Source organism: Enterobacter sp. RHBSTW-00901 (assembly GCF_014103115.1).
Taxonomy (GTDB): domain Bacteria; phylum Pseudomonadota; class Gammaproteobacteria; order Enterobacterales; family Enterobacteriaceae; genus Enterobacter; species Enterobacter cloacae_P.
The window spans coordinates 985,620-1,010,433 of the sequence record NZ_JABXPB010000001.1 but is presented as its reverse complement, the minus strand read 5'-3'; the positions used below and the strand labels follow the sequence as shown (position 1 = coordinate 1,010,433).

Below are 24,814 nucleotides of genomic sequence, written 5' to 3'. Positions count from 1 at the left end.
TTAGACCGTTTCTTCGCCATTTAAGGCGTTATCCCCAGTTTTTAGTGAGATCTCTCCCACTGACGTATCATTTGGTCCGCCCGAAACAGGTTGGCCAGCGTGAATAACATCGCCAGTTGGTTATCGTTTTTCAGCAACCCCTTGTATCTGGCTTTCACGAAGCCGAACTGTCGCTTGATGATGCGAAATGGGTGCTCCACCTTGGCCCGGATGCTGGCTTTCATGTATTCGATGTTGATGGCCGTTTTGTTCTTGCGTGGATGCTGTTTCAAGGTTCTTACCTTGCCGGGGCGCTCGGCGATCAGCCAGTCCACATCCACCTCGGCCAGCTCCTCGCGCTGTGGCGCCCCTTGGTAGCCGGCATCGGCTGAGACAAATTGCTCCTCTCCATGCAGCAGATTACCCAGCTGATTGAGGTCATGCTCGTTGGCCGCGGTGGTGACTAGGCTGTGGGTCAGGCCACTCTTGGCATCGACACCAATGTGGGCCTTCATGCCAAAGTGCCACTGATTGCCTTTCTTGGTCTGATGCATCTCCGGATCGCGTTGCTGCTCTTTGTTCTTGGTCGAGCTGGGTGCCTCAATGATGGTGGCATCGACCAAGGTGCCTTGAGTCATCATGACGCCTGCTTCGGCCAGCCAGCGATTGATGGTCTTGAACAATTGGCGGGCCAGTTGATGCTGCTCCAGCAGGTGGCGGAAATTCATGATGGTGGTGCGGTCCGGCAAGGCGCTATCCAGGGATAACCGGGCAAACAGACGCATGGAGGCGATTTCGTACAGAGCATCTTCCATCGCGCCATCGCTCAGGTTGTACCAATGCTGCATGCAGTGAATGCGTAGCATGGTTTCCAGCGGATAAGGTCGCCGGCCATTACCAGCCTTGGGGTAAAACGGCTCGATGACTTCCACCATGTTTTGCCATGGCAGAATCTGCTCCATGCGGGACAAGAAAATCTCTTTTCTGGTCTGACGGCGCTTACTGCTGAATTCACTGTCGGCGAAGGTAAGTTGATGACTCATGATGAACCCTGTTCCATGGCTCCAGATGACAAACATGATCTCATATCAGGGACTTGTTCGCACCTTCCATAGCTTATTGAATTGCATGAAGGAAAGCCCAATGAGAAAAGACATCCCACAGCAAGTAACAATCCGCGTTGAAGTATCACACGCCATTCACCGTAAAATTGTTGAAATGGCAGCGAAACAGGGTGTTAGCTACTCAGCCCTGATTAAAAACATGATTCGTGAAAATGTAATCACAGCTTAAACCGAACAATATACGGCCTTGTTAAAAGGCATTTCTGATATTAGGAAAATCCCATGAATGAAACTCTATGAAATCCCGTTTATCCCCGCTTATAGTGATGTAACCCGAATCACTTCTTTCAACGGTGTTAAGTTATCTCTTTCAGCTAAAATGATTTACCTGTTTATGGTAGGTCTTCAAAGAAACGGTCAAGAAGTCTTCCCCTCAATCAATTACCTGTGTGAATTGTTCGGTATTGGACGAAAGGTTGCTTTAGGGGCTTTAACCCAATTACATGAATCTGGTCTTATTAGTTCTATTCAGCGTTATGATAGTTCTAAGGTGTACACAGTTGAAATCATGCCACCTGAATTGATTAAATGCCACCAGCAAGAGAATCAACCTGAACCAGTATCTGAACCAGAAACCACAATCACCAGTGATTCTAATAACGTCCTTCCCTTTCCAGTGATTGAAAGAGATGAAAATCCAGTTATCGACGTTGTAGAAGAGATTGAGCCAATTATTATCCGTCTTTCTAAGCCAAAGCATAAGCCAGAAAGTAAACTGAATTATCTGTTTGTCAGTGATTCAGAGGAAGACGAAGAACCATTTAAAATGCCAGCCTATGAGGAATTGTAAAATGAAATGCAGAGGTACAGTAGTACACATTGCACCAGCACTAATGAAAAAGCTGGAAGAATTATCAGAGATGTACGGTTTGAGCCGCCAGAAAACCTTAGAAATTATCCTGAAAGAGGAATTAAACAATGTCGGATAAGAAAGAACGTTCAGTAATAAATCTGTCGGATAAGACGCTTGGCCTTCTTAATCAGCTAAGTGAAAAATATGATTTGCCACGTCAGCAGGCCTTAGCGGTGTTGCTTAACAAGAAAATGAAGGAAATGAAATAATGAAAAACCGATTTTTGAATATGCTAAACAATCCTGTAACGCATCCTGATTTAACTGATGCAATCTTTAACTCAGTGAGTGAGCCGGAATTGTGTCTAACAGTCCTGAAAACTCTTCCAGAGATTAACCAAATCACTATTGCTACATTCTTTAGCGGTCAAGGGTTATCACTGATGGGTGCTGCACTAATCTATGAAATGGTGCTGAAGGCACACGATGCGCTGGTTGATTTAATCTGGAATGAATACGAGGTAACCAATATGACTAATGGCTAACTATACAGTCGATGAATTCATCATCCAATTAGGTTTTAACGAGAACGTTTCAAAGAATCTTCAAAAACTCGAAAGCAGAACATTAAAAGTCGCTGAACGAATTGAAAAGAATCTCAACCGTGCATTTACCCCAAAGGGTAATTTCAATAGTGTGATTCAATCCGCTAATACCGCCTCAAAACAAATTAACCGTGCATTCTCAAAGAACATGAATTTTGATGATGCTGGTAAATCCTCTGTGAAGTCTGTAGAGAATGCTGCTAAGGCTTCTGCAAAGCGCATTAAAGATTACATGAGCGATGCTTACGGGGCTAAAGGAAAAGGTGGACATTCAAATCCACCAGCCGGAAAGCCAAAGGCAGGCTCAGATTTAACAGCTTCTAATTCAATCCGTTCACTCGCTAATACTCAGTTCTATTCGAATCTGACCAGACGCTTAGAGGCTATGGGTTCAACTGGACAAGTAAGGGCGATGAAATTACGCCAGCAGATTCACGGATTAAGAGATGATGCTCTAGCCAACCCCTCAGCCAGCCTGAACCAGTTCCGTTTAGCTTTACGTGCAGCCACTGACAGCGCTTCTAAATGGGCTTCTCAGAACCGCAAGCAGGTATCTAATGCAGAAGGGTTATCAAGCTCCTTCGGTCGTCTGGTAAGCGTTTCAGCGGCCTTATACGGGACATTTGAAGCCGTCCGTAAGGTGGTTGAAACAGGTGTAGCCCGTGAAGGTGTGAATCTCTCCGCTGAAGCTGTCTTCAAAGGCCAATCAAAAGACGCTAAAACGTTCGCCGCTCAGTTCTCTGACCAAATCGGACAGGGTGTCACAGAGACCTTGAAGCAGTACACTGGCTTTGCTGCTGGTGCTCAGAATTCGTTAGGCTATCAGGGTACACAGGACTTCTATAAGAACGCTGCTGTATTCGGTCGTATTCGTGGGCTTGATGCTGAACAGTTGAAGGGTATCATGACAGCATTCACACAGATGGCATCTAAGGGACGTGTACAGGCTGAAGAACTCAGAGGCCAGTTGGGTGACCGCTTACCGGGTGCTGAACAGATGTTCGCTGATGCTTTAGGTGTGAACACACAGCAGCTTGATGCACTGATGAAGAACGGCAAATTACTGTCTAAAGATGTCCTTCCCCGTGTATCTGCTCAGATGAAAAAGATGGCTGATGAGGCAGGGGGATTAGACCGTGTATCACAAATGGCTGTAACTGGTATCGGACGTGTTAAAGCAGCGATGGAGAATGACCTTAACAAGGCTTTCACCAAATCTGAAAAGGGCTTAGGCCAGTTTAACGCCTCTGTAGCTAATATGCTCAATGATGCTTCACCAATTGCTGAGGCTTTAGGGCATATCCTCGGAAAGGTTGCCTCTATGACATCTGGAGCGGTTGACCACGTGGACGAATGGAGCCGTAAACTCTCAGCGTTAATCCTGAGAACTTCAGCATGGTACGATGACTTGTCAGACGGTCAAAAGAAACTGGTTGATTCTGCTGAACAGTTCGCTATCGGGGCTGCTGGTGTGTTGGTGCTGGTTAAGTCTATCGCTGGTGTGGCTAACAAGCTGAAATGGTTAAGTGCTCTGTTAGGTGGTGGTGCTGAAGCTGGTGCGGCTGCTGGTGCAGGTGGATTACTCAAGGGTGCATCCCGTTTAGCTGGCCCTGTAGGAGTTGCTTTAGTCGCTCATGATGCGGTTGATGCTTCAGGAGTTGAACAGAAGTACCCAAATGCTTTAGGGACTGATAACCCTATTGCAAAGGCTCTTAATTGGCTAACCAATCCTTCTAAAGTGTTGGGTGCTCAGGATGGTGACTCAATCACTAACAGCCCGTTCACACGTGCTATGGGTTCATTGGGTGACTGGCTTCAGGGTAATAATGCGCTGTCCGGTCAGGCTAATACATTCGCTGTCCCGTCTATGTATAACCCTGCTCAGACAACTATCCGAAATGACCAAAGAATCAACATTAGTGTGAATATGGATAGTCAGAAGATTGGAACATTCCAGACACAAGTTTTAACTGGTGGCTTTGAAGACCTGAATATTAACGCTGAACATTTAAGTGATTAGTAATTGTTTGAGTTTTACAGATTAGAATTATCATGTGATAATTGTTTTATCTGGTTTGCTTAATCAAAAAATCAACTGGTACAGGTCAAGAGGTATTTTGAGAAAGCAATGTAAAAGGGACTCTTCGGAGTCCTTTTTTATTTGTGTTGAGAAAGGTTCGATTATGAATGAAGACATATTGCAAAGTAACAGGAAAAACCTGTCACACTATCCATACTGAATTAAGAAAGATTGGTGATTTGATTAACCCAATCCCGAATAAGAAATATCACATCAAAAGAATGATGACTAAAGCCACTCGCTTATTACTCATTAAATCAATCAGTGAAAAAATTAAAAATAACCGTTGACAATTTGTTAATATATGACAGAATGGTTATATGAGTTAGAAATATTCACTATCCATCAATCACCGATTATTTCTGGCTCCTCAGTTTCCCTCTGTTTATCTTCTCAGGCATCCATCCCGAATGAGTGACGGGAATTCCTCTTGAGAAGATGAACAACCTAATTTGAAAATATTGAACCGTGTCCCGTAACATTAAGTTGGCTGGATGCGGTTTTGTGCTTTCTGAAATCTAAGCAAACCAGACTAAGAGTAAATTTAAATGAATACTTTAAATCAAGCTGTAAAAATTGAATCACCCGTTGCAAGTATCAGCCACCTCTTACCATTTGAGCAACGTAATCATATTGAAAAACTGTACTTTCCAAAGATTCAACAGGCAACTGACCGAATGAATAAGGCTGAAGCCGAATACCAGGACGCCTTAGAGTCCCGTTCAATGTTGATTAATCAGAAAGCTGCTGAATATCTGGCTAATCCTTCAGAACGTCACGGATTCATTGTGAAGCAGGTTTATCCAACTAACCAGCAACAAGTGATTCAAAGCATGGCTGAACAAGGTTATATGGTTCACCGTGTAGGAATGGGCTTAATCTATTTCATCTCAACTAAAAAGAATGCTTTGAAAGATGCAACTGACAAGGCAACTTCTGAAGCTGAGATGTCAATTGATAAGATGATTGAACGTCTGAAGGTAAAAGCCTCTGAAGCTGTCCACCAGCGTAATAAGATTGTGATTGAAGCCCGTAAAGCTCTGGATGCTGTGAAAGACTTTACCGATTACCTGAACGTGATTGTAACTGATTCTGAAGAGGTGTCCGAATGAGTATTCCAATGAAAGGGCTGTCCAAACGTGGCAGCTATAATCATCTGACTGATTCAATGGAATACAAATATTTCAACGGTACAGCAGAGATTAGCGAATCAACCTATAAGCTACTTGCTTCAGGTAATAAACCTAAACCAACAGTGAAACCAGCTAAAGCTGTCACCACGTATAAGGTGAAGCCTAAGCCGCCAACAGTTGAACAGCAAAGAGATGCAGCTTTAAAGGCTGCTATTAAACAGATGGTAAGCGGGGGCTGATAAATGGAAGAGAGAATCAACGCACCAATCAACTATTACGACTCTAACGGCTGTTTAATCGTCGGGGCTAACGTGGTTGGTAGAATTCATAATCAGCTAATGAGCAAATTAATCAGACGTTCTTCAAACGATGGCTCAAAACGTACACAGCAAGCCCGAATTACAGAATACTTAGAAGGACTCTTAACCAATGTCTAATACAACCACGATTAACACCCCTGATAAGCCGTGTATTCATTGCGGCTCAACTGTTCGCTATACCTCATCGGGTTCTTGTGTGGACTGTACAAAGACACGTAGACAGCCGCCTAAGCCTAAACCAAAGATTGCACGTGTAACCGCTACAGCAGCCGTTGCACCGTTCCATTCAGAGGGTGGGGATAACAGCAATAACATCATTGTGAAGCTCTCTAAACCCGCTTTAGATAACCTTGACCGTGTAGGATATGAGTTGGTTAGAAAGTATCGTCTAGCCGGATATTCACCAGAACGAATCCGAATGATTGCCCTGTCTCACCTGCTTGAAGCCGCTTAATCCCCGCTACAAAATCCCATCTTTAGAGTGTATCAATAGAAAGGTCTCTTCAGGATCACCCGGTTGACCGAGCGGTCATGCAGACCGCGATTAAGGGCTTTTTCGGCCTCACCTTTGGCAAAAAAGTCAGGATGCCTGACTTCCACACCATAAGTAAATTCCCGGGGCAGGGCGTCGAGAAACGGCCAGAGTGCGGGCAGGTCACGCGGGCCAAACGTCGCAGGAAGCTGGAGCCAGTACTGGCCGATACGATTAGCCAGTGGCACCATGCGGCTGAAAAATTCTTCGGTCAAATCGCCGCAGTTACGCAGCGCAGCGTTATGCGAAATGGTGGCCGGAAACTTAAAGCAAAAGCGGAAATCATCGGTAGTCTGTTCACGCCAACGCTCAACAATTTCTGCTCTGGGGAGGGCATAAAGCGTGGTATTGCCTTCAACACAGTTAAAGTGTCGGGCATACTCTTCAAGGCTGGTGATGCCAAGGCGCACCCATTTGGGGTGCGACCATTGAGGCAGGCCCACGTACATCATAAGGCGCTTAAGATTTCATCTGTGCTGCGCACGCGACCGATGCGTGGGAAGATGTGGGTCATGCTACCCTGGTGCTGATCCGTTGAGCCTGCGCTGCACGCATCTTCGGCGATCACCAGGTTAAAGCCCAGCTCCCAGGCGTTACGGGCGGTGGACTCTACACCAATGTTGGTGGAAATCCCGCACAGGATGATGGTGTCTATGCCACGACGACGCAGCTGTAGTTCCAGGTCGGTACCGTAGAATGCGCCCCACTGGCGTTTTGTCACTTCAATATCGCTGTCGCATTTACCAAGCGATGCCGGATACGTCCACCAGTTCTCTGGCAGAGCTCGCGCCGCTGGCTGGGCGTCAACAGGCTGTTTTAACGCTTCGGCGAAATCCGCAGACCAACCGACGCGAACCATGACAACAGGTGCACCGCTGGCACGGCATTTTTCCGCCAGGCGGGCGGCACGGCTGACCACACTGTCAGCGGTATGCGGGCCGCCGGCAAAGGGGAGGATCCCTTCCTGCAGGTCAATCACCACAAGTGCAGTTCTGGTGGCATCGAGTGTAAACATAATAACTCCAGTTAAATAAACAACCTGGGCTACACCTTACGACGTTGTGCCCTGCTGTGGGTCGGATAATTTTGTTAATTTTTGTGAGAATGCGCAATAAGAGCGCAGCAAACGTGCGTCTGGCGTGCTTCGCTCTTATCGTCCGGCGGAATTTCCAGTATAATAGCCGCCTTTTTTCATCCAGTTGTGACATACAGAAAGCTGCGACATAGTAGCCTGCATACCAGGCAACATTTAGCCTGCGGCTAATTAAGGGATATCTCATGCGTACAGAATATTGCGGGCAGCTGCGTCAGTCCCACGTCGGACAGCAGGTCACCCTGTGTGGTTGGGTCAACCGTCGACGTGATCTTGGTAGCCTTATCTTCATCGATATGCGCGACCGCGAAGGTATCGTTCAGGTGTTCTTCGATCCGGATCGTGCGGACGCGTTGAAGCTGGCTTCTGAGCTGCGTAATGAGTTCTGCATTCAGGTGACCGGCACCGTGCGTGCGCGTGACGAGAAAAACGTCAACACCGACATGGCAACCGGCGCAATTGAAGTGCTGGCGTCCGATCTGGTTATCATCAACCGTGCTGAAGCGCTGCCGCTGGACTCTAACCACGTCAACACCGAAGAAGCGCGTCTGAAGTATCGCTACCTGGATCTGCGTCGTCCGGAAATGGCTCAGCGCCTGAAAACCCGTGCGAAAATTACCAGCCTGGTACGTCGCTTTATGGATGACCACGGTTTCCTCGACATCGAAACCCCGATGCTGACCAAAGCCACGCCAGAAGGCGCGCGCGATTACCTGGTCCCTTCACGCGTTCATAAAGGCAAGTTCTACGCGTTGCCACAGTCTCCACAGCTGTTCAAACAGCTGCTGATGATGTCCGGTTTTGACCGCTACTATCAGATCGTAAAATGCTTCCGTGACGAAGACCTGCGTGCTGACCGTCAGCCTGAATTTACCCAGATCGACGTAGAAACCTCCTTCATGACCGCCGGGCAAGTGCGTGAAGTGATGGAAGCGCTGGTGCGTAGCCTGTGGAACGACGTGAAGGGCGTTGAGCTGGGTGATTTCCCAATCATGACCTTCGCCGAAGCAGAACGTCGCTACGGCTCAGACAAACCAGACCTGCGTAACCCGATGGAGCTGGTGGATGTGGCAGACCTGGTGAAATCCGTTGAGTTCGCGGTATTTGCCGGCCCGGCTAACGATGCGAAAGGTCGTGTAGCTGCGCTGCGCGTACCGGGCGGTGCGAGCTTAAGCCGTAAGCAGATTGACGACTACGGCAACTTCATCAAGATCTACGGTGCGAAAGGTCTGGCTTATATTAAAGTGACCGAGCGTGCAAAAGGCCTGGAAGGCATTACCAGCCCGGTGGCGAAGTTCCTGAACGCGGACATCGTGGAAGCGATCCTTGAGCGCACTGGCGCGCAGGACGGCGACATGATCTTCTTCGGCGCAGACAACAAGAAAGTCGTTGCTGATGCGATGGGCGCACTGCGTCTGAAGCTGGGTAAAGACCTGAGCCTGACCGACGAAACCAAATGGGCTCCGCTGTGGGTTATCGACTTCCCAATGTTTGAAGACGACGGTGAAGGCGGCTTGACCGCAATGCACCACCCGTTCACCTCGCCAAAAGATATGACTGCGGCAGAGCTGAAAGCAGCACCAGAAGACGCGGTGGCAAATGCCTACGATATGGTCATCAACGGCTACGAAGTTGGCGGTGGTTCTGTGCGTATTCACAGCGGCGAAATGCAGCAGACCGTGTTTGGCATTCTGGGCATCAACGAGCAAGAGCAGCGCGAGAAATTTGGCTTCCTGCTGGACGCGCTGAAATACGGTACGCCTCCGCACGCAGGCCTGGCATTCGGTCTTGACCGTCTGACCATGCTGCTGACCGGCACTGACAACATTCGTGACGTTATCGCCTTCCCGAAAACCACCGCTGCGGCGTGTCTGATGACCGAAGCGCCAAGCTTTGCCAACCCGGCCTCTCTGGCTGAGCTGGGCATTGACGTGGTGAAAAAGGAAGAGAAAGGCAATACTAAGCGCGAAGAAATTGAAAGGGAAATCAATAAATGGCGTCTGGAAGGGGTGTTCCTTGATGTAATTAAATGGCCTGATTCATTCAGTAAGGATGAAGTTGAGCACGATTAAGATGACATTTAAGCGCCCGGTTTCCGTTCTTGTCGTCATATACGCCCAGGACACGAAGCGGGTGCTGATGTTGCAGCGGCGCGATGACCCTGATTTCTGGCAGTCGGTTACCGGCAGTCTGGAAGAGGGGGAAACCGCGTTGCAGGCCGCCGCGCGCGAAGTAAAGGAAGAGGTCACCATTGATGTTGCTTGCGAGCAACTGACCCTGAAGGACTGTCAGCGCACGGTGGAGTTTGAAATTTTTAGCCATTTACGTCATCGCTATGCTCCGGGTATTGAGCGCAATACGGAATCGTGGTTCTGTCTTGCGCTCCCCCGCGAACGGGAGGTCGTGTTCACCGAACACCTGGCCTACCGTTGGGTGAATGCGGCGGATGCCGCCGCGCTAACCAAGTCGTGGAGCAACCGGCAGGCGATTGAAGAATTTGTAATTAACGCTGCCTGAGAAGGCGCGATTTTTGGAGAACTTTTTATGGCAGGTCATAGTAAGTGGGCCAACACCAAACACCGCAAAGCGGCACAGGATGCCAAGCGCGGTAAGATCTTTACCAAAATCATTCGTGAGCTGGTAACGGCAGCACGTCTGGGTGGCGGCGATGCGGGTTCTAACCCACGTCTGCGTGCGGCTATTGATAAAGCGCTGTCTAACAACATGACGCGTGACACCCTGAACCGTGCTATCGCACGTGGCGTGGGCGGTGACGAAGACGCGAACATGGAAACCATCATTTATGAAGGTTACGGCCCTGGCGGTACTGCGGTAATGGTTGAATGTCTGTCTGACAACCGTAACCGTACCGTTGCGGAAGTGCGTCATGCGTTCAGCAAAACCGGTGGCAACCTGGGTACCGACGGTTCTGTAGCGTACCTGTTCAGCAAAAAAGGCGTGATTTCCTTCGAGAAAGGCGATGAAGATGTGATCATGGAAGCGGCGCTGGAAGCCGGTGCTGAAGACGTTGTGACCTTCGATGATGGTGCTATCGACGTGTACACCGCGTGGGAAGAGATGGGTGCAGTGCGTGACGCCCTGGAAGCGGCTGGCCTGAAAGCGGACAACGCTGAAGTGTCTATGATCCCGTCAACCAAAGCGGATATGGATGCTGAAACAGCACCGAAACTGCTGCGTCTGATCGACATGCTCGAAGATTGCGATGACGTGCAGGAAGTGTATCACAACGGTGAAATCTCTGATGAGGTTGCGGCTACGCTGTAATGGCGTGGCTTAATTTTATCGTTACAGGAGACGCGTGATGTCGATTATCCTCGGGATAGACCCCGGCTCGCGCGTCACCGGTTATGGCGTCATCCGTCAGGTTGGACGCCAGTTAACCTACCTGGGCAGCGGTTGTATTCGCACCAAAGTTGACGATTTACCGTCCCGCCTGAAGCTCATTTATGCAGGCGTGACGGAGATTATCACCCAGTTTCAGCCGGACTATTTCGCCATCGAGCAGGTCTTTATGGCGAAAAACGCCGATTCGGCGTTAAAGCTCGGCCAGGCACGCGGCGTGGCCATTGTTGCTGCCGTGAACCAGGATCTTCCGGTATTTGAATACGCGGCACGACAGGTTAAGCAGACGGTGGTGGGGATTGGTAGCGCGGAGAAAAGTCAGGTACAGCACATGGTGCGCACCTTGCTGAAGCTTCCCGCAAACCCACAGGCCGATGCCGCCGATGCGCTGGCCATTGCGATAACCCACTGTCATGTCAGCCAGAACGCGATGCAAATGAGCGAGTCGCGGCTCAATCTGGCGCGAGGCAGGTTACGATAATGAGAAATCAGGCTGGATGTTTATCCAGCCTTTTTTTATTATACCCGTCATAATTCAAGCTGCATGTGCGTTGGCTGCACTCGCTCACCCCAGTCACTTACTGGTGTAAGCTCCAGGGGATTCACTCCCTTGCCGCGTGACTCGGCCTATGGCCTCGCCCCTTCGGGGCCAGCGCAAGCGCTGTTCAAAACGCTAAAGGCGTTTTGTCCTGCAACTCGAATTATTTAGGGTATACGTCGGCAGTTAATTTCTTCCAGAACGCAGGAGCGTCACGTGATAGGCAGACTCAGAGGCATCATCATTGAAAAACAACCCCCGTTAGTGCTGCTGGAAGTAGGTGGCGTGGGCTATGAAGTCCATATGCCAATGACCTGCTTCTACGAGCTGCCGGACGCGGGTAAAGAGGCGATTGTCTTTACCCAGTTTGTGGTGCGTGAAGATGCCCAGTTGCTGTACGGCTTTAATAACAAGCAGGAACGTACGCTGTTCCGCGAGCTGATTAAAACCAATGGCGTCGGGCCAAAGCTGGCACTGGCTATTCTGTCCGGGATGTCTGCCCAACAGTTTGTGAATGCCGTTGAGCGCGAAGATCCCGCTGCGTTGATTAAGCTACCGGGTATCGGTAAGAAAACCGCCGAGCGTCTGATTGTCGAGATGAAAGACCGCTTTAAAGGTCTCCACGGCGATCTGTTTACGCCAGCGGCAGACCTGGTGCTGACCTCTCCTGGTGCGCCAGCATCGGATGACGCCGAACAGGAAGCGGTTGCTGCGCTGGTAGCACTGGGCTATAAACCTCAGGAGGCCAGCCGCATGGTGAGTAAAATCGCCAAACCGGATGCCAGCAGTGAAACCCTGATTCGTGAAGCGCTGCGCGCTGCATTGTGAGGTAAAGGATGATTGAAGCAGACCGCCTGGTATCGGCAGGCACTATTCAGGCAGATGACGTGGTGGATCGCGCGATCCGCCCCAAACTGCTTGATGAGTATATCGGCCAGCCACAGGTTCGTTCCCAGATGGAAATTTTCATCCAGGCGGCAAAATTGCGTGGCGATGCGCTCGATCACCTGCTGATTTTTGGCCCTCCAGGCCTGGGTAAAACCACGCTGGCGAATATTGTAGCCAATGAAATGGGCGTAAACCTGCGTACCACGTCTGGCCCGGTGCTGGAAAAAGCAGGTGACCTGGCGGCGATGCTGACCAACCTTGAACCTCACGATGTACTGTTTATCGATGAGATCCACCGCCTGTCACCGGTGGTGGAGGAGGTGCTCTATCCGGCGATGGAAGACTATCAGCTGGATATTATGATTGGTGAAGGCCCGGCGGCACGCTCTATCAAAATCGACCTGCCGCCGTTCACCCTGATTGGTGCGACGACGCGTGCCGGGTCGTTAACCTCGCCACTGCGTGACCGTTTTGGCATTGTACAGCGCCTGGAGTTTTATCAGGTTCCTGACCTTCAGCATATCGTTGGCCGTAGTGCCCGCTATATGGGGCTGGAGATGAGCGAAGAAGGGGCGTTCGAAGTGGCGAAACGCTCTCGCGGTACACCGCGTATTGCTAACCGCTTGCTGCGCCGCGTGCGTGACTTTGCTGAAGTGAAGCACGATGGCTCGATTTCCGCTGAGATTGCCGCACAGGCACTGGACATGCTGAATGTGGATGCTGAAGGCTTCGACTATATGGATCGTAAGCTGCTGCTGGCGGTACTGGACAAGTTCTTTGGCGGCCCTGTCGGGCTGGACAATCTGGCGGCGGCAATTGGTGAAGAGCGTGAAACAATTGAGGACGTACTGGAGCCGTATCTGATCCAGCAGGGCTTCTTACAGCGTACGCCGCGTGGACGTATGGCAACGGTACGAGCGTGGAATCATTTCGGGATCACCCCACCGGAGATGCCGTAATGCTGTGTTCCCTCTCCCTGTGGGAGAGGGCCAGGGTGAGGGCATCAGCGCCCTCGGTCTTAACTTGCTGTTTTCTTCATCATACTGAAAATAAACAGCAGCGCCGCGCACAGCACTACTGACGGGCCTGCCGGTGTGTCATAAAATGCCGAGAAAGTCAGCCCGCCTGTTACCGCAATCATCCCCACGATAACCGCTACACCCGCCATTTGCTCCGGCGTACGGGCAAAACGACGTGCTGTGGCCGCCGGAATGATCAGCAGTGAGGTGATAATCAGCGCACCGACAAATTTCATTGCTACCCCGATGGTCAACGCAGTTACCAGCATCAGTAGCAGCTTCACGCGCTGCAGTTTCACGCCGTCGACAAACGCCAGATCCGGGCTCACGGTCATTGCCAGCAGGTTACGCCACTGCCACAGCAAAATGCACAGCACCACCACAACCCCGATGGCGATAGAAATCAGGTCTTCCGGCGTCACGGCCAGCAGGTCACCAAACAGGTAGGCCATCAGGTCAACGCGGATATTGGACATCAGACTCACCACGACCAGCCCCAGCGACAGGGCGCTATGCGCCATAATGCCAAGCAGCGTATCAATGGCGAGGTGAGGGCGCTTTTCCAGCCAGACCAGACCGGCAGCCAGCAGCAGCGTGACCACAATCACCGCATAGAACGGATTGATGTCCAGTAACAGGCCAAAGGCAACCCCGAGCAGAGAGGCATGCGCCAGGGTATCGCCGAAATAGGACATTCTGCGCCACACCACAAACGAGCCAAGCGGGCCCGCGGCGCAGGCAAGCATAATCCCGGCCAGCCAGCCGGGCAGTAACAGTTCAATCATGAGTGTCCATTTCCCCGGCGCAGGACAATTCGTCCCTGTAAATCGTGGCGGTGATTATGATGATGGCGATAAATTCCCAGCTGTTCAGCACCGCGGGGGCCAAACATAGAGATAAACTCCGGGTGCGTCGACACCACGTCCGGCGTGCCGGAACAGCAGATATGATGGTTCAGACACAGCACTTCGTCGGTTTTTGCCATCACCAGATGCAGGTCGTGGGAAACCATCAGTACCGCGCAGTTAAGCTCGCGGCGCAGCTGGTCGATTAAATCATAAAGTGCAACCTGACCATTCACATCCACACCCTGCGTCGGTTCATCCAGCACCAGCAACTGTGGGCTGCTCAGCAGCGCACGGGCAAGTAAAACGCGCTGGGTTTCACCACCAGAGAGTTTCTGCAACGGGGCGTCGACAAGATGACCCGCCTGGACACGTTTCAGCGCCGGGAGAATGTCGGCTTTATGTGTACCAGGGCGAAGACGCAGGAAGCGGCTGACCGTCAACGGCAGCGTGGCGTCCAGGTGTAATTTTTGCGGCACATAGCCGATACGCAATTTTTCTTCGCGCGTGATCACGCCTTCGTCAGGTCTTACCAGGCCAAGCACTACGCGAACGAGCGTGGATTTACCTGCACCATTAGGGCCGAGCAGCGTCAGAATTTTGCCGGGTTTCAGATCCAGTGACACGTCAGAAAGGACGCGGCGCTGACCGAATGAGACCGAAATATTTTCGAGAGAAACCAAAGTCGTCATGTCAATTTAAGCTTGCAGAAGTCAACGAATGTTATAATATCACATTCCACGCATTCATTACGATGATTAGTCGCATTATGTTACATAAAAATACGCTTCTTTTCGCAGCATTATCCGCTGCTCTTTGGGGTACAACAGCACAAGATGGTAACGCCGCCGTTGTCGCTTCGCTTAAACCGCTTGGATTCATTGCTTCGGCCATTGCAGACGGGGTGACAGAGACTCAGGTTTTGCTGCCTGATGGTGCCTCCGAACATGACTATTCCTTGCGGCCGTCGGATGTAAAACGCTTACAAAACGCGGACTTAGTTGTCTGGATTGGGCCAGAAATGGAAGCGTTTATGCAGAAATCGGCAAAACAGGTTCCTGAACAGAAACAGGTCACTATTGCCGAACTGTCAGGCGTGAAACCGCTGCTCATGAAAGGGGCTGATGACGACGGTGGCGAACACGACCACGCGCATGCCAGCAGTGAAAAAGGTGATGGAGATCACCATCACGGCGAGTACAACATGCATCTTTGGCTTTCCCCAGAGATAGCGCGGCTTTCAGCGGTTGCAATCCATGACAAATTAGTGGAACTTATGCCGCAAAGTCGAGCCAAACTAGACGCCAACCTGAAGGATTTTGAGGCTCAATTAGCCGCAACCGATAAGCAGGTGGGTAACGAGCTCGCACCGTTGAAAGGAAAAGGGTATTTCGTTTTTCATGACGCCTATGGCTATTACGAAAAACACTACGGCCTGACCCCACTTGGTCACTTTACCGTCAACCCTGAAATTCAGCCCGGTGCGCAGCGTTTACATGAAATCAGAACACAGTTGGTTGAGCAAAAAGCGACTTGCGTTTTTGCTGAGCCACAGTTCAGGCCAGCGGTCGTAGAAGCCGTGGCCAGGGGAACATCCGTGCGCATGGGAACCCTTGACCCGCTAGGAACGAATATCCAGTTGAGCAAAGCGAGCTATTCGCAGTTCCTCAGCCAACTGGCGAACCAGTATGCGAGCTGCCTGAAAGGAGATTAACGAGGAAGTGAATACGTGCAACAGATAGCCCGCTCTGTCGCTCTGGCATTTAACAATTTGCCCCGACCCCATCGCGTTATGCTGGGGTCGCTTACTGTTCTCACCTTAGCGGTCGCCGTCTGGCGGCCCTATGTGTACCACCCAAGTTCTGCCCCTATCATCAAAACCATTGAGCTTGAAAAGAGCGAGATCCGTTCTTTACTGCCAGAGGCCAGCGAACCCATCGACCAGACGGCTCAGGAAGATGAAGCCATCCCTCAGGATGAGCTGGATGATAAAACCGAAAATGACTCAGGTACCCATGAATATGTCGTCTCGACGGGCGATACGCTGAGCAGCGTTCTGAACCAGTACGGCATTGAAATGGGGGATATCAGCCAGCTGGCAGCCGCGGATAAAGCATTACGCAACCTTAAAATTGGTCAGCAACTCTCCTGGACATTGAGCGCGGAGGGCGATTTACAGAGCCTGACGTGGGAAGTGTCGCGTCGTGAAACCCGCACCTATGAGCGTACTGCAAACGGTTTCAAGATGGACAGCGAAATGCAGCAGGGCGACTGGGTGAACAGCGTGCTGAAAGGCACCGTTGGAGCGAGTTTTGTCTCCAGCGCACGTGATGCCGGGTTGACCAGCGCTGAAATCAGCGCGGTTATCAGGGCCATGCAGTGGCAAATGGATTTCCGTAAACTGAAAAAAGGCGATGAGTTCTCTGTGCTGATGTCCCGTGAAATGCTGGATGGCAAACGTGAGCAAAGTCAGCTGGTGGGTGTTCGCCTGCGTTCCGAAGGTAAAGACTACTACGCCATTCGCGCCGAAGACGGTAAGTTTTATGACCGTAACGGTACCGGGCTTGCGAAAGGTTTCCTGCGCTTCCCGACGGCTAAACAGTTCCGCGTCTCTTCCAACTTCAACCCGCGTCGTCTGAACCCGGTCACCGGACGTGTTGCACCACATCGTGGTGTCGATTTCGCGATGCCGCAGGGTACGCCAGTGCTGGCGGTGGGTGATGGCGAAGTGGTCATGGCTAAACGCAGCGGGGCTGCAGGGTATTACGTGGCGGTTCGTCATGGACGTACCTACACCACCCGTTATATGCACCTGCGTAAAATGCTGGTGCAGCCGGGGCAGAAAGTGAAGCGCGGCGATCGTATTGCGCTCTCGGGTAATACCGGACGCTCTACGGGTCCGCATCTGCACTATGAAGTGTGGATTAACCAGCAGGCGGTGAATCCGCTGACGGCGAAGCTGCCGCGCACCGAAGGCCTGACGGGTAAAGATCGTAATGATTACCTGGCTCAGGTGAAAGAGGTGATACCGCAACTGCGTTTTGACTAAACGCTGTTCAGCATAAAGCCGGTGCCAGTGCGCACCGGCTTTTTCTTTTGTGCCTGAGCCTCAGCCTCGCTACACTATTCGCATTATTCGTTTTTTTCGCATTACCTTCCCTGGAATCAGCATGGAAACAAAAAAAAATAACATTGAGTATATTCCTGAGTTTGAGCCGTCGTTTCGTCACCCGCGCAACTGGGGAGCCTGGCTTGGCGTATATGCCTTCGCCGGTATCGCGTTACTGCCAGCATCCGTGCGTGATCCTCTGCTGGGAAAGGTAGGCCGTCTTGCCGGACGGATGGGTAAAAGCGCCCGCCGCCGCGCACAGATCAACCTCTATTACTGTTTCCCTGAAAAGAGCGACGCCGAGCGCGAAGCGATTATTGATGCCATGTATACCACTGCCCCGCAGGCAATGGCGATGATGGCAGAGCTGGCACTGAAAGGGCCAGAGAAAATCCTCAATCGTGTGGACTGGAAAGGGCTGGAAATCATCGACGAGATGCGTCGCAATGATGAGAAGGTGATTTTTCTCGTTCCTCATGGCTGGGGTGTGGATATTCCCGCCATGCTGATGGCATCGCAAGGCCAGAAAATGGCGGCGATGTTCCATAATCAGGGGAATAAGATCTTTGATTACGTCTGGAATACCGTGCGTCGCCGCTTTGGTGGTCGCCTGCATGCGCGTAACGATGGAATCAAGCCGTTTATTCAGTCCGTGCGTCAGGGATACTGGGGCTACTATTTGCCGGATCAGGATCACGGTGCTGAGCACAGTGAGTTTGTCGATTTCTTTGCGACCTACAAGGCGACACTGCCTGCGATTGGCCGCTTGATGAAAGTCTGCCGTGCCAGAGTTGTTCCGCTGTTCCCTGTTTATGATGGCAAAACGCATCGTCTGAGCATTGAAGTGCGTCCACCGATGGATGACTTGCTGACTGCCGACGATAACACCATTGCGCGGCGCATGAACGAAGAGGTGGAGCTTCTGGTGGGGCCACATGCAGAGCAATACACGTGGATACTGAAGCTTCTCAAAACGCGTAAACCGGGCGAAAAAGAGCCGTACAAACGTAGAGAGCTTTTCCCGGGTAAATAAAAAATATCCCCTCTCCCTGAAAGGGAGAGGGGAGCGCATATCCAGCCTTGATTACTCGACTGTCATAACGCGTGTGGTGTTAGTCGAACCGATGGTGCTCATCACGTCGCCTTGCGTCACGATGACAATATCACCGGATACCAGATAGCCCTTATCACGCAGCAGGTTAACCGCATCAGTCGCCGCCGCAACACCGTCACAGGCACTGTCGAAGTGAACTGGCGTGACGCCGCGATACAGCGCTGTCAGGTTCAGGGTGCGCTCGTGGCGGGACATGGCGAAGATTGGCAGGCCGGAGCTGATACGGGAAGTCATCAGCGCGGTACGGCCAGATTCGGTCATGGTGATGATCGCCGTAACGCCTTTCAGGTGGTTAGCCGCGTACATGGCGGACATCGCAATCGCTTCTTCCACATTGTCGAACTGTACATCCAGACGGTGCTTAGAGACGTTAATGCTTGGGATCTTTTCAGCACCCAGGCATACGCGCGCCATTGCGGCGACGGTTTCTGCCGGGTACTGACCCGCCGCTGTTTCTGCGGACAGCATCACGGCATCGGTACCGTCCAGCACGGCGTTGGCCACGTCCATCACTTCTGCACGGGTTGGCATTGGGTTGGTGATCATGGACTCCATCATCTGGGTCGCGGTGATCACGGCGCGGTTCAACTGACGTGCGCGGCGAATCAGTGCTTTCTGGATACCGACCAGTTCCGGGTCGCCAATTTCCACACCCAGGTCACCACGGGCAACCATGACCACGTCAGACGCCAGGATCACGTCGTCCATTGCGTCCTGGTCGCAAACGGCTTCAGCACGTTCAACTTTGGCCACGATTTTCGCATCACAACCGGCATCGCGAGCCAGACGGCGTGCATAGTTCAGATCTTCGCCGCAGCGCGGGAAGGAGACGGCCAGGTAATCAACCCCAATCAGCGCAGCGGTTACGATATCCGCTTTGTCTTTTTCGGTCAGCGCTTCTGCAGAGAGGCCACCGCCGAGTTTGTTGATCCCTTTGTTGTTAGAAAGCGGACCACCGACGGTCACTTCGGTGAACACCTTCATTCCCTGAACGTCCAGCACTTTCAGCTGTACGCGACCGTCGTCGAGCAGCAGGATGTCGCCAGGCACCACGTCAGCCGGCAGACCTTTATAGTCGATACCGACTTTCTCTTTATCGCCTTCGCCTTTGCCCAGGTTGGCATCCAGCAAGAATTTATCACCGATATTGAGGAAAACTTTGCCTTCTTTAAAGGTGGATACGCGAATTTTGGGACCTTGCAGGTCACCGAGGATAGCAACATGGCGACCCAGTTTGGCCGCGATTTCGCGCACTTTATCAGCACGTAATTTATGGTCTTCTGGCGTACCGTGAGAGAAGTTCATACGCACCACGTTGGCACCAGCGGCGATAATTTTTTCAAGGTTATTATCGCGATCGGTAGCCGGGCCTAAGGTGGTTACGATCTTGGTTCTGCGAAGCCTTCTGGACATGTAATACTCCGTTGACTGAAACAACTTTGGTGTTGCGTGAACATTGAATCGGCCTTCTTCTGCTGCAAAGCAACAGAGAGGGGACCGAATGCCGTAAATCGTTTACATCTTAGTTATTAGGGAACATCACTCTTTATGAGCGATTCTTTATCAAAACGCGATTCCTTGAGCGCTTCTTTGACACGCTTCAAGTTATCTCTGAATTTTGTGCCCCGGCGTAAGGTAAAACCGGTTGCCAGCACGTCAATCACCGTAAGCTGCGCCAGACGAGACACCATCGGCATATACATGTCCGTGTCTTCAGGCACATCCAGAGTGATGGCGAGCGTCGCTTCTCGCGCCAGCGGTGTGCCCGCCGTCGTCAGGGCGATCACCATGGCATCGTTTTCACGCGCCAGCTGTGCCAGTTCAACCTGACTCTTGGTACGACCCGTGTGCGAGATAAGCACCACAACATCATCTTCGCTACAATTCATACAGCTCATGCGTTGCAGCACAATGTCATCGGAATAAATCACCGGAACGTTAAAGCGGAAGAACTTGTTCATGGCATCATGTGCCACAGCTGCTGACGACCCGAGACCGAAGAAGGCAATACGCTTGGCCTGCGTCAGTAAATCGACCGCGCGATTTACCGAGCTCATATCCAGCGACTGGCGGACGTGGTCAAGCGTGGCCATTGCCGACTCAAATATTTTCGCCGTGTATGCATCTACGCTGTCGTCTTCATCCACATTGCGATTAACATAGGGCGTGCCGTTTGCCAGACTTTGGGCCAGATGCAGTTTAAAATCAGGGAAACCGCGCGTTTCCAGACTGCGGCAGAATCGATTTACCGTCGGTTCGCTGACGCCCGATTCCTGTGCCAGAGCGGCGATGCTTGAATGAATCGCCTGAGCGGGGGAGGCGAGAATAACTTCGGCCACTTTTCGCTCGGATTTGCTAAGGTGTTCCAGTTGAAACTGGATTTTTTCCAGCATGTTCATCGTTAACAAGGCGCTCATGGGTGGAAACGATTTCATTGATTGATGAAATCATGATTCGATTTAGCCGATATTACCCCTGTGGTTTCTTAAAGGGTAACAGTCGACAAGAAATGTTGTTGTTTTTTTTCATTACTTGATCGATGTCGGGTTTTACCGTGGCCGGACAGAACAAAGAATCATCGGTTTTCGCGTTATTGCCGTGCCGCATGCGTTTGGCAGGTCAAAAATCACCGTATCGCACGTGACGTTAAGCGCTAATGGTTTCGGGAATGACGTAAAAGCAGTACAGTGCATTGTAATAAAATTACAACGATACCTGGCAGAAGCACCAGGTTATCCAACTGAGGAGAATGACATGGCGGTAACGCAAACAGCCCAGGCATGTGACCTGGTCATTTTCGGCGCGAAAGGCGATCTTGCACGCCGTAAATTGCTGCCTTCCCTGTATCAACTGGAGAAAGCGGGCCAACTCCATCCGGATACCCGTATCCTGGGTGTAGGGCGCGCCGACTGGGACAAGGACGCTTATACCAAAGTGGTGCGCGAGGCGCTCGAAACTTTCATGAAAGAGAAAATTGATGAAAGTTTGTGGGATACCCTGAGTGGCCGTCTTGATTTCTGCAACCTGGACGTTAACGACGTCAGCGCGTTCACCCGTTTAGGTGAAATGCTGGATCAGAAAAACCGTGTCACCATTAACTATTTCGCCATGCCGCCAAGCACCTTCGGCGCAATCTGCAAAGGGCTGGGCGAGGCAAAACTGAATAACAAACCAGCACGCGTGGTTATGGAAAAACCGCTGGGTACATCTCTGTCGACCTCACGCGAAATTAACGACCAGGTGGGCGAATACTTCGAAGAGTGTCAGGTGTACCGCATTGACCATTACCTGGGTAAAGAGACGGTACTGAACCTGCTGGCGCTGCGTTTTGCTAACTCCCTGTTTGTAAACAACTGGGATAACCGCACTATCGACCATGTGGAAATTACCGTGGCCGAAGAGGTGGGCATTGAAGGTCGCTGGGGTTACTTTGACCAGGCCGGTCAGATGCGCGACATGATCCAGAACCACCTGCTGCAAATCCTGTGCATGATTGCGATGTCTCCGCCATCCGATCTGACGGCTGACAGCATCCGCGATGCCAAAGTGAAAGTCCTGAAATCACTGCGCCGCATTGACCGTTCAAATGTACGTGAGAAAACCGTTCGCGGTCAGTACACCGCCGGGTTTGCACAGGGTAAAAAAGTACCGGGCTATCTGGAAGAAGAGGGTGCGAACAAATCCAGCAACACAGAGACGTTTGTGGCGATCCGTGTGGATATCGACGACTGGCGCTGGGCGGGTGTTCCGTTCTATCTGCGTACCGGTAAACGTCTGCCAGCCAAATGCTCTGAAGTGGTTGTGTACTTCAAAAACCCGGAACTGAACCTGTTCAAAGAGTCCTGGCAGGAACTGCCGCAGAACAAACTGACCATCCGTCTGCAGCCGGACGAAGGTGTGGATATTCAGATCCTGAACAAAGTCCCAGGCCTGGATCACAAGCACAACCTGCAGACCACCAAGCTGGATCTGAGTTATTCCGAAACCTTCAACCAGACGCACCTGGCTGATGCTTACGAGCGTCTGCTGCTGGAAACCATGCGTGGTATCCAGGCGCTGTTCGTGCGTCGCGATGAAGTGGAAGAGGCGTGGAAATGGGTCGACTCCATCACTGAAGCCTGGGCTGCCGATCAGGATGTGCCAAAACCGTATCAGGCGGGGACCTGGGGGCCGGTCGCATCGGTTGCGATGATCACCCGTGATGGTCGCTCATGGAACGAGTTTGAGTAAGATTATCCACTAACCCGGAGGTGTTATTTTACCGGTAACATGATCTGGCACAGTTAGTCGCATAATTTTTAATCTTTTAAGCTCCGCGTGGATTCACCCGCGGAGCTTTTTTTATTACACTGCCGGAAGTGATTTTGCCCCTGGGCTCCGGACAGCAAGCGTTTCAGCGTTGTTAACAACTGCCAGCAACTTTGTAAACTCCCGAGCACGGACAGATAAATTAGAGGAGCTTTTATGAATCCTGTATTGTTACGCGTAACAAAACGCATTATCGAGCGCTCAAAAGAGACGCGCTCGGCCTACCTCGCCCGGATTGAACAGGCAAAGAGTAACACTGTCCACCGCTCTCAACTGGCCTGCGGTAACCTGGCCCACGGCTTTGCCGCCTGCCAACCCGATGATAAAGCCTCGCTGAAAAGCATGCTGCGTAACAATATCGCCATTATTACCTCCTATAACGATATGCTTTCCGCGCACCAGCCGTATGAGGTTTACCCGGATATCATCCGTAAAGCGCTGCACAGCGTGAATGCAGTCGGTCAGGTCGCGGGTGGTGTGCCAGCGATGTGCGACGGTGTAACCCAGGGTCAGGACGGAATGGAGCTGTCTCTGCTGAGCCGCGAAGTGATTGCGATGTCTGCGGCGGTTGGCTTGTCTCACAACATGTTCGATGGTGCGCTGTACCTGGGCGTGTGTGACAAGATAGTCCCGGGGCTGGCGATGGCGGCACTGTCGTTTGGTCATCTGCCCGCAATTTTTGTGCCGTCAGGTCCAATGAGCAGCGGCCTGCCAAACAAAGAAAAAGTACGTATTCGACAGCTGTATGCTGAAGGCAAAGCAGACCGTCAGGCGCTGCTGGAAGCGGAAGCCGCCTCTTACCACGCGCCGGGTACCTGCACCTTCTACGGTACGGCCAACACCAACCAGATGGTGGTGGAGTTTATGGGGATGCAGCTGCCAGGTTCGTCCTTTATCCAGCCGGATGCTCCGCTGCGTCAGGCGCTGACTGAAGCCGCTGCCCGCCAGGTGACGCGTTTGACCGGTAACGGCAGCGAGTGGCTGCCTCTGGGTAAAATGATCGACGAAAAAGTCGTTGTTAACGGAATTGTCGCGCTGCTGGCAACCGGTGGTTCAACCAACCACACCATGCACCTGGTAGCGATGGCACGCGCGGCGGGCATTCTGATCAACTGGGACGATTTCTCCGATATTTCTGCTGTTGTACCGCTGATGGCGCGTCTGTACCCGAATGGCCCGGCGGACATTAACCACTTCCAGGCAGCCGGTGGCGTGCCGGTTCTGATGCGTGAACTGCTCAAAGGCGGCCTGCTGCATGAAGATGTGAACACTGTGGCGGGCTTTGGTCTGCAGCGTTACACCCTGGAGCCGTGGCTGAACAACGGCGAGCTGGACTGGCGTGAAGGCGCGAGCGCGTCCCTCGATGCGCAGGTTATCGCCACCATCGACAAACCGTTCTCTCACCACGGTGGTACTAAAGTGCTGAGCGGTAACCTGGGTCGTGCAGTAATGAAAACGTCTGCCGTACCGGAAGAGAATCAGATTATCGAAGCGCCGGCGGTGGTGTTTGAAAGCCAGCACGACGTGTTACCAGCCTTTGACGCTGGCCTGCTCGACAAAGATTGCGTGGTGGTGGTGCGTCACCAGGGACCAAAAGCCAACGGGATGCCAGAATTGCATAAACTTATGCCGCCACTTGGTGTATTATTGGACCGCTGTTTCAAAATTGCGTTGGTGACCGATGGACGCCTTTCTGGGGCATCAGGTAAAGTGCCTTCAGCGATCCACGTGACCCCTGAAGCTTACGACGGCGGCCTGCTGGCGAAAGTTCGCGATGGCGACATGATCCGCGTCAACGGTCAGACAGGCGAGTTAACCCTGCTGGTGGATGAAGCAGAGCTGGCGGCGCGTAAGCCACATATTCCTGACCTTAGCGCGTCGCGTGTGGGTACCGGACGCGAAATGTTTAGTGCGCTGCGTGAGAAACTCTCCGGCGCGGAGCAGGGCGCAACCTGTATTACGTTTTAAGACG

The 24,814-nt window shown here is 51.8% G+C and carries 24 protein-coding genes and 2 pseudogenes; 19 read left to right on the top strand and 7 right to left on the bottom strand.

The features are described from left to right. Positions 1–41 precede the first annotated feature (41 nt). A complete protein-coding gene (locus tag HV318_RS04960; RefSeq protein ID WP_000019402.1) occupies positions 42–1,022 on the bottom strand; it encodes an IS5-like element IS5 family transposase in 981 nt (326 codons plus the stop codon). A 100-nt stretch (positions 1,023–1,122) separates the two neighbouring features. Here HV318_RS04960 and HV318_RS04955 point away from each other — a divergent pair, with 100 nt between their 5' ends. From HV318_RS04955 to HV318_RS04920, 8 genes are all read left to right on the top strand, one after another. Beyond that, the gene (locus HV318_RS04955) at positions 1,123–1,272 is read left to right on the top strand and encodes a type II toxin-antitoxin system HicB family antitoxin (RefSeq protein WP_154598168.1); all 150 of its coding nucleotides are present in this window, start codon (positions 1,123–1,125) and stop codon (positions 1,270–1,272) included. Between the two features lie 57 nt (positions 1,273–1,329). Continuing rightward, positions 1,330–1,893: a helix-turn-helix domain-containing protein gene (locus HV318_RS04950; protein ID WP_182271825.1), complete on the top strand. Its 564-nt coding sequence runs from the start codon at positions 1,330–1,332 to the stop codon at positions 1,891–1,893. Between the two features lies 1 nt (position 1,894). Continuing rightward, a complete protein-coding gene (locus HV318_RS04945) occupies positions 1,895–2,032 on the top strand; it encodes a hypothetical protein (RefSeq protein ID WP_182271824.1) in 138 nt (45 codons plus the stop codon). Beyond that, positions 2,022–2,165: a hypothetical protein gene (locus HV318_RS04940; RefSeq protein WP_182271823.1), complete on the top strand. Its 144-nt coding sequence runs from the start codon at positions 2,022–2,024 to the stop codon at positions 2,163–2,165. Before HV318_RS04945 ends, HV318_RS04940 begins: the two co-directional genes overlap by 11 nt. Next, the gene (locus HV318_RS04935) at positions 2,165–2,440 is read left to right on the top strand and encodes a hypothetical protein (RefSeq protein WP_182271822.1); all 276 of its coding nucleotides are present in this window, start codon (positions 2,165–2,167) and stop codon (positions 2,438–2,440) included. The genes HV318_RS04940 and HV318_RS04935 overlap by 1 nt, the downstream gene beginning before the upstream one ends. Then, positions 2,433–4,520, top strand: coding sequence for a tape measure protein (locus HV318_RS04930; protein WP_182271821.1), 2,088 nt, complete (start codon positions 2,433–2,435; stop codon positions 4,518–4,520). The genes HV318_RS04935 and HV318_RS04930 overlap by 8 nt, the downstream gene beginning before the upstream one ends. Before the next feature lie 608 nt (positions 4,521–5,128). Beyond that, complete coding sequence (locus tag HV318_RS04925) at positions 5,129–5,692, top strand: hypothetical protein (protein WP_249421791.1); 564 nt, start codon at positions 5,129–5,131, stop codon at positions 5,690–5,692. Beyond that, the gene (locus HV318_RS04920; protein ID WP_182271820.1) at positions 5,689–5,952 is read left to right on the top strand and encodes a hypothetical protein; all 264 of its coding nucleotides are present in this window, start codon (positions 5,689–5,691) and stop codon (positions 5,950–5,952) included. Before HV318_RS04925 ends, HV318_RS04920 begins: the two co-directional genes overlap by 4 nt. Before the next feature lie 570 nt (positions 5,953–6,522). On the opposite strand, the pseudogene HV318_RS04915 reads toward HV318_RS04920, so the two are convergent. Next, a pseudogene (locus HV318_RS04915) lies at positions 6,523–7,017 on the bottom strand (DUF72 domain-containing protein); the annotation flags it as partial. Further along, positions 7,014–7,580 carry a hydrolase gene (locus HV318_RS04910; protein WP_182271819.1) on the bottom strand — a complete coding sequence of 189 codons (567 nt, stop codon included), beginning with the start codon at positions 7,578–7,580 and terminating at the stop codon, positions 7,014–7,016. The pseudogene HV318_RS04915 and the gene HV318_RS04910, both read right to left, overlap by 4 nt. A gap of 263 nt (positions 7,581–7,843) precedes the next feature. On the opposite strand from HV318_RS04910, the pseudogene aspS reads away from it, so the two are divergent. From aspS to ruvB, 6 genes and pseudogenes are all read left to right on the top strand, one after another. Further along, positions 7,844–9,628 (top strand): annotated as a pseudogene (aspS, locus tag HV318_RS04905) (aspartate--tRNA ligase); the annotation flags it as partial. A 103-nt stretch (positions 9,629–9,731) separates the two neighbouring features. Beyond that, entirely contained in the window at positions 9,732–10,175 is a 444-nt protein-coding gene (gene nudB, locus HV318_RS04900) for a dihydroneopterin triphosphate diphosphatase (RefSeq protein ID WP_182274531.1), read from the top strand. Positions 10,176–10,202: 27 nt separating this feature from the next. Then, on the top strand, positions 10,203–10,943 hold the full coding sequence (locus HV318_RS04895) for a YebC/PmpR family DNA-binding transcriptional regulator (protein WP_182271818.1): 741 nt from the start codon (positions 10,203–10,205) through the stop codon (positions 10,941–10,943). Positions 10,944–10,980: 37 nt separating this feature from the next. After that, positions 10,981–11,502 carry a crossover junction endodeoxyribonuclease RuvC gene (gene ruvC, locus HV318_RS04890; RefSeq protein WP_014832404.1) on the top strand — a complete coding sequence of 174 codons (522 nt, stop codon included), beginning with the start codon at positions 10,981–10,983 and terminating at the stop codon, positions 11,500–11,502. Positions 11,503–11,775: 273 nt separating this feature from the next. Next, positions 11,776–12,387 carry a Holliday junction branch migration protein RuvA gene (ruvA, locus tag HV318_RS04885; RefSeq protein WP_182271817.1) on the top strand — a complete coding sequence of 204 codons (612 nt, stop codon included), beginning with the start codon at positions 11,776–11,778 and terminating at the stop codon, positions 12,385–12,387. An 8-nt stretch (positions 12,388–12,395) separates the two neighbouring features. Then, positions 12,396–13,406 carry a Holliday junction branch migration DNA helicase RuvB gene (gene ruvB, locus HV318_RS04880; protein ID WP_182271816.1) on the top strand — a complete coding sequence of 337 codons (1,011 nt, stop codon included), beginning with the start codon at positions 12,396–12,398 and terminating at the stop codon, positions 13,404–13,406. A 59-nt stretch (positions 13,407–13,465) separates the two neighbouring features. Here the strand turns inward: ruvB and znuB are convergent, their stop codons facing one another. Further along, the gene (znuB, locus tag HV318_RS04875) at positions 13,466–14,251 is read right to left on the bottom strand and encodes a zinc ABC transporter permease subunit ZnuB (protein ID WP_182271815.1); all 786 of its coding nucleotides are present in this window, start codon (positions 14,249–14,251) and stop codon (positions 13,466–13,468) included. Continuing rightward, positions 14,248–15,003: a zinc ABC transporter ATP-binding protein ZnuC gene (gene znuC, locus HV318_RS04870; protein ID WP_182271814.1), complete on the bottom strand. Its 756-nt coding sequence runs from the start codon at positions 15,001–15,003 to the stop codon at positions 14,248–14,250. Before znuC ends, znuB begins: the two co-directional genes overlap by 4 nt. A 77-nt stretch (positions 15,004–15,080) precedes the next feature. On the opposite strand from znuC, the gene znuA reads away from it, so the two are divergent. The 3 genes from znuA (at position 15,081) to lpxM (ending at position 18,453) form a co-directional block, all read left to right on the top strand. Beyond that, the gene (gene znuA, locus HV318_RS04865; protein ID WP_182271813.1) at positions 15,081–16,025 is read left to right on the top strand and encodes a zinc ABC transporter substrate-binding protein ZnuA; all 945 of its coding nucleotides are present in this window, start codon (positions 15,081–15,083) and stop codon (positions 16,023–16,025) included. Positions 16,026–16,040: 15 nt separating this feature from the next. Next, positions 16,041–17,360, top strand: a complete 1,320-nt coding sequence (gene mepM / locus HV318_RS04860; protein WP_182271812.1) for a murein DD-endopeptidase MepM — start codon at positions 16,041–16,043, stop codon at positions 17,358–17,360. A 121-nt stretch (positions 17,361–17,481) separates the two neighbouring features. Beyond that, positions 17,482–18,453 (top strand): lauroyl-Kdo(2)-lipid IV(A) myristoyltransferase, encoded by a 972-nt coding sequence (gene lpxM / locus HV318_RS04855; RefSeq protein WP_182271811.1) that lies wholly within the window; start codon positions 17,482–17,484, stop codon positions 18,451–18,453. 51 nt (positions 18,454–18,504) lie between these two features. Here lpxM and pyk read toward each other — a convergent pair whose 3' ends face one another. Together pyk and HV318_RS04845 are read right to left on the bottom strand one after the other, a co-directional pair. Continuing rightward, the gene (gene pyk / locus HV318_RS04850; RefSeq protein WP_182271810.1) at positions 18,505–19,947 is read right to left on the bottom strand and encodes a pyruvate kinase; all 1,443 of its coding nucleotides are present in this window, start codon (positions 19,945–19,947) and stop codon (positions 18,505–18,507) included. A gap of 116 nt (positions 19,948–20,063) precedes the next feature. Beyond that, a complete protein-coding gene (locus tag HV318_RS04845) occupies positions 20,064–20,969 on the bottom strand; it encodes a MurR/RpiR family transcriptional regulator (protein WP_182271809.1) in 906 nt (301 codons plus the stop codon). 319 nt (positions 20,970–21,288) lie between these two features. On the opposite strand from HV318_RS04845, the gene zwf reads away from it, so the two are divergent. Both zwf and edd read left to right on the top strand, forming a co-directional pair. Then, the gene (gene zwf / locus HV318_RS04840; RefSeq protein ID WP_182271808.1) at positions 21,289–22,764 is read left to right on the top strand and encodes a glucose-6-phosphate dehydrogenase; all 1,476 of its coding nucleotides are present in this window, start codon (positions 21,289–21,291) and stop codon (positions 22,762–22,764) included. 234 nt (positions 22,765–22,998) lie between these two features. Beyond that, positions 22,999–24,810 (top strand): phosphogluconate dehydratase, encoded by a 1,812-nt coding sequence (edd, locus tag HV318_RS04835; protein WP_182271807.1) that lies wholly within the window; start codon positions 22,999–23,001, stop codon positions 24,808–24,810. The last annotated feature ends 4 nt before the right edge of the window (positions 24,811–24,814 follow it).

Coding starts and splice junctions, on each gene's coding strand:
- HV318_RS04960 (WP_000019402.1), bottom strand. CDS start 1,022: ATGAGTCATCAACTTACCTTCGCCGACAGTGAATTCAGCAGTAAGCGC.
- HV318_RS04955 (WP_154598168.1), top strand. CDS start 1,123: ATGAGAAAAGACATCCCACAGCAAGTAACAATCCGCGTTGAAGTATCA.
- HV318_RS04950 (WP_182271825.1), top strand. CDS start 1,330: ATGAAACTCTATGAAATCCCGTTTATCCCCGCTTATAGTGATGTAACC.
- HV318_RS04945 (WP_182271824.1), top strand. CDS start 1,895: ATGAAATGCAGAGGTACAGTAGTACACATTGCACCAGCACTAATGAAA.
- HV318_RS04940 (WP_182271823.1), top strand. CDS start 2,022: ATGTCGGATAAGAAAGAACGTTCAGTAATAAATCTGTCGGATAAGACG.
- HV318_RS04935 (WP_182271822.1), top strand. CDS start 2,165: ATGAAAAACCGATTTTTGAATATGCTAAACAATCCTGTAACGCATCCT.
- HV318_RS04930 (WP_182271821.1), top strand. CDS start 2,433: ATGGCTAACTATACAGTCGATGAATTCATCATCCAATTAGGTTTTAAC.
- HV318_RS04925 (WP_249421791.1), top strand. CDS start 5,129: ATGAATACTTTAAATCAAGCTGTAAAAATTGAATCACCCGTTGCAAGT.
- HV318_RS04920 (WP_182271820.1), top strand. CDS start 5,689: ATGAGTATTCCAATGAAAGGGCTGTCCAAACGTGGCAGCTATAATCAT.
- HV318_RS04910 (WP_182271819.1), bottom strand. CDS start 7,580: ATGTTTACACTCGATGCCACCAGAACTGCACTTGTGGTGATTGACCTG.
- nudB (WP_182274531.1), top strand. CDS start 9,732: ATGACATTTAAGCGCCCGGTTTCCGTTCTTGTCGTCATATACGCCCAG.
- HV318_RS04895 (WP_182271818.1), top strand. CDS start 10,203: ATGGCAGGTCATAGTAAGTGGGCCAACACCAAACACCGCAAAGCGGCA.
- ruvC (WP_014832404.1), top strand. CDS start 10,981: ATGTCGATTATCCTCGGGATAGACCCCGGCTCGCGCGTCACCGGTTAT.
- ruvB (WP_182271816.1), top strand. CDS start 12,396: ATGATTGAAGCAGACCGCCTGGTATCGGCAGGCACTATTCAGGCAGAT.
- znuB (WP_182271815.1), bottom strand. CDS start 14,251: ATGATTGAACTGTTACTGCCCGGCTGGCTGGCCGGGATTATGCTTGCC.
- znuC (WP_182271814.1), bottom strand. CDS start 15,003: ATGACGACTTTGGTTTCTCTCGAAAATATTTCGGTCTCATTCGGTCAG.
- znuA (WP_182271813.1), top strand. CDS start 15,081: ATGTTACATAAAAATACGCTTCTTTTCGCAGCATTATCCGCTGCTCTT.
- lpxM (WP_182271811.1), top strand. CDS start 17,482: ATGGAAACAAAAAAAAATAACATTGAGTATATTCCTGAGTTTGAGCCG.
- pyk (WP_182271810.1), bottom strand. CDS start 19,947: ATGTCCAGAAGGCTTCGCAGAACCAAGATCGTAACCACCTTAGGCCCG.
- HV318_RS04845 (WP_182271809.1), bottom strand. CDS start 20,969: ATGAAATCGTTTCCACCCATGAGCGCCTTGTTAACGATGAACATGCTG.
- zwf (WP_182271808.1), top strand. CDS start 21,289: ATGGCGGTAACGCAAACAGCCCAGGCATGTGACCTGGTCATTTTCGGC.
- edd (WP_182271807.1), top strand. CDS start 22,999: ATGAATCCTGTATTGTTACGCGTAACAAAACGCATTATCGAGCGCTCA.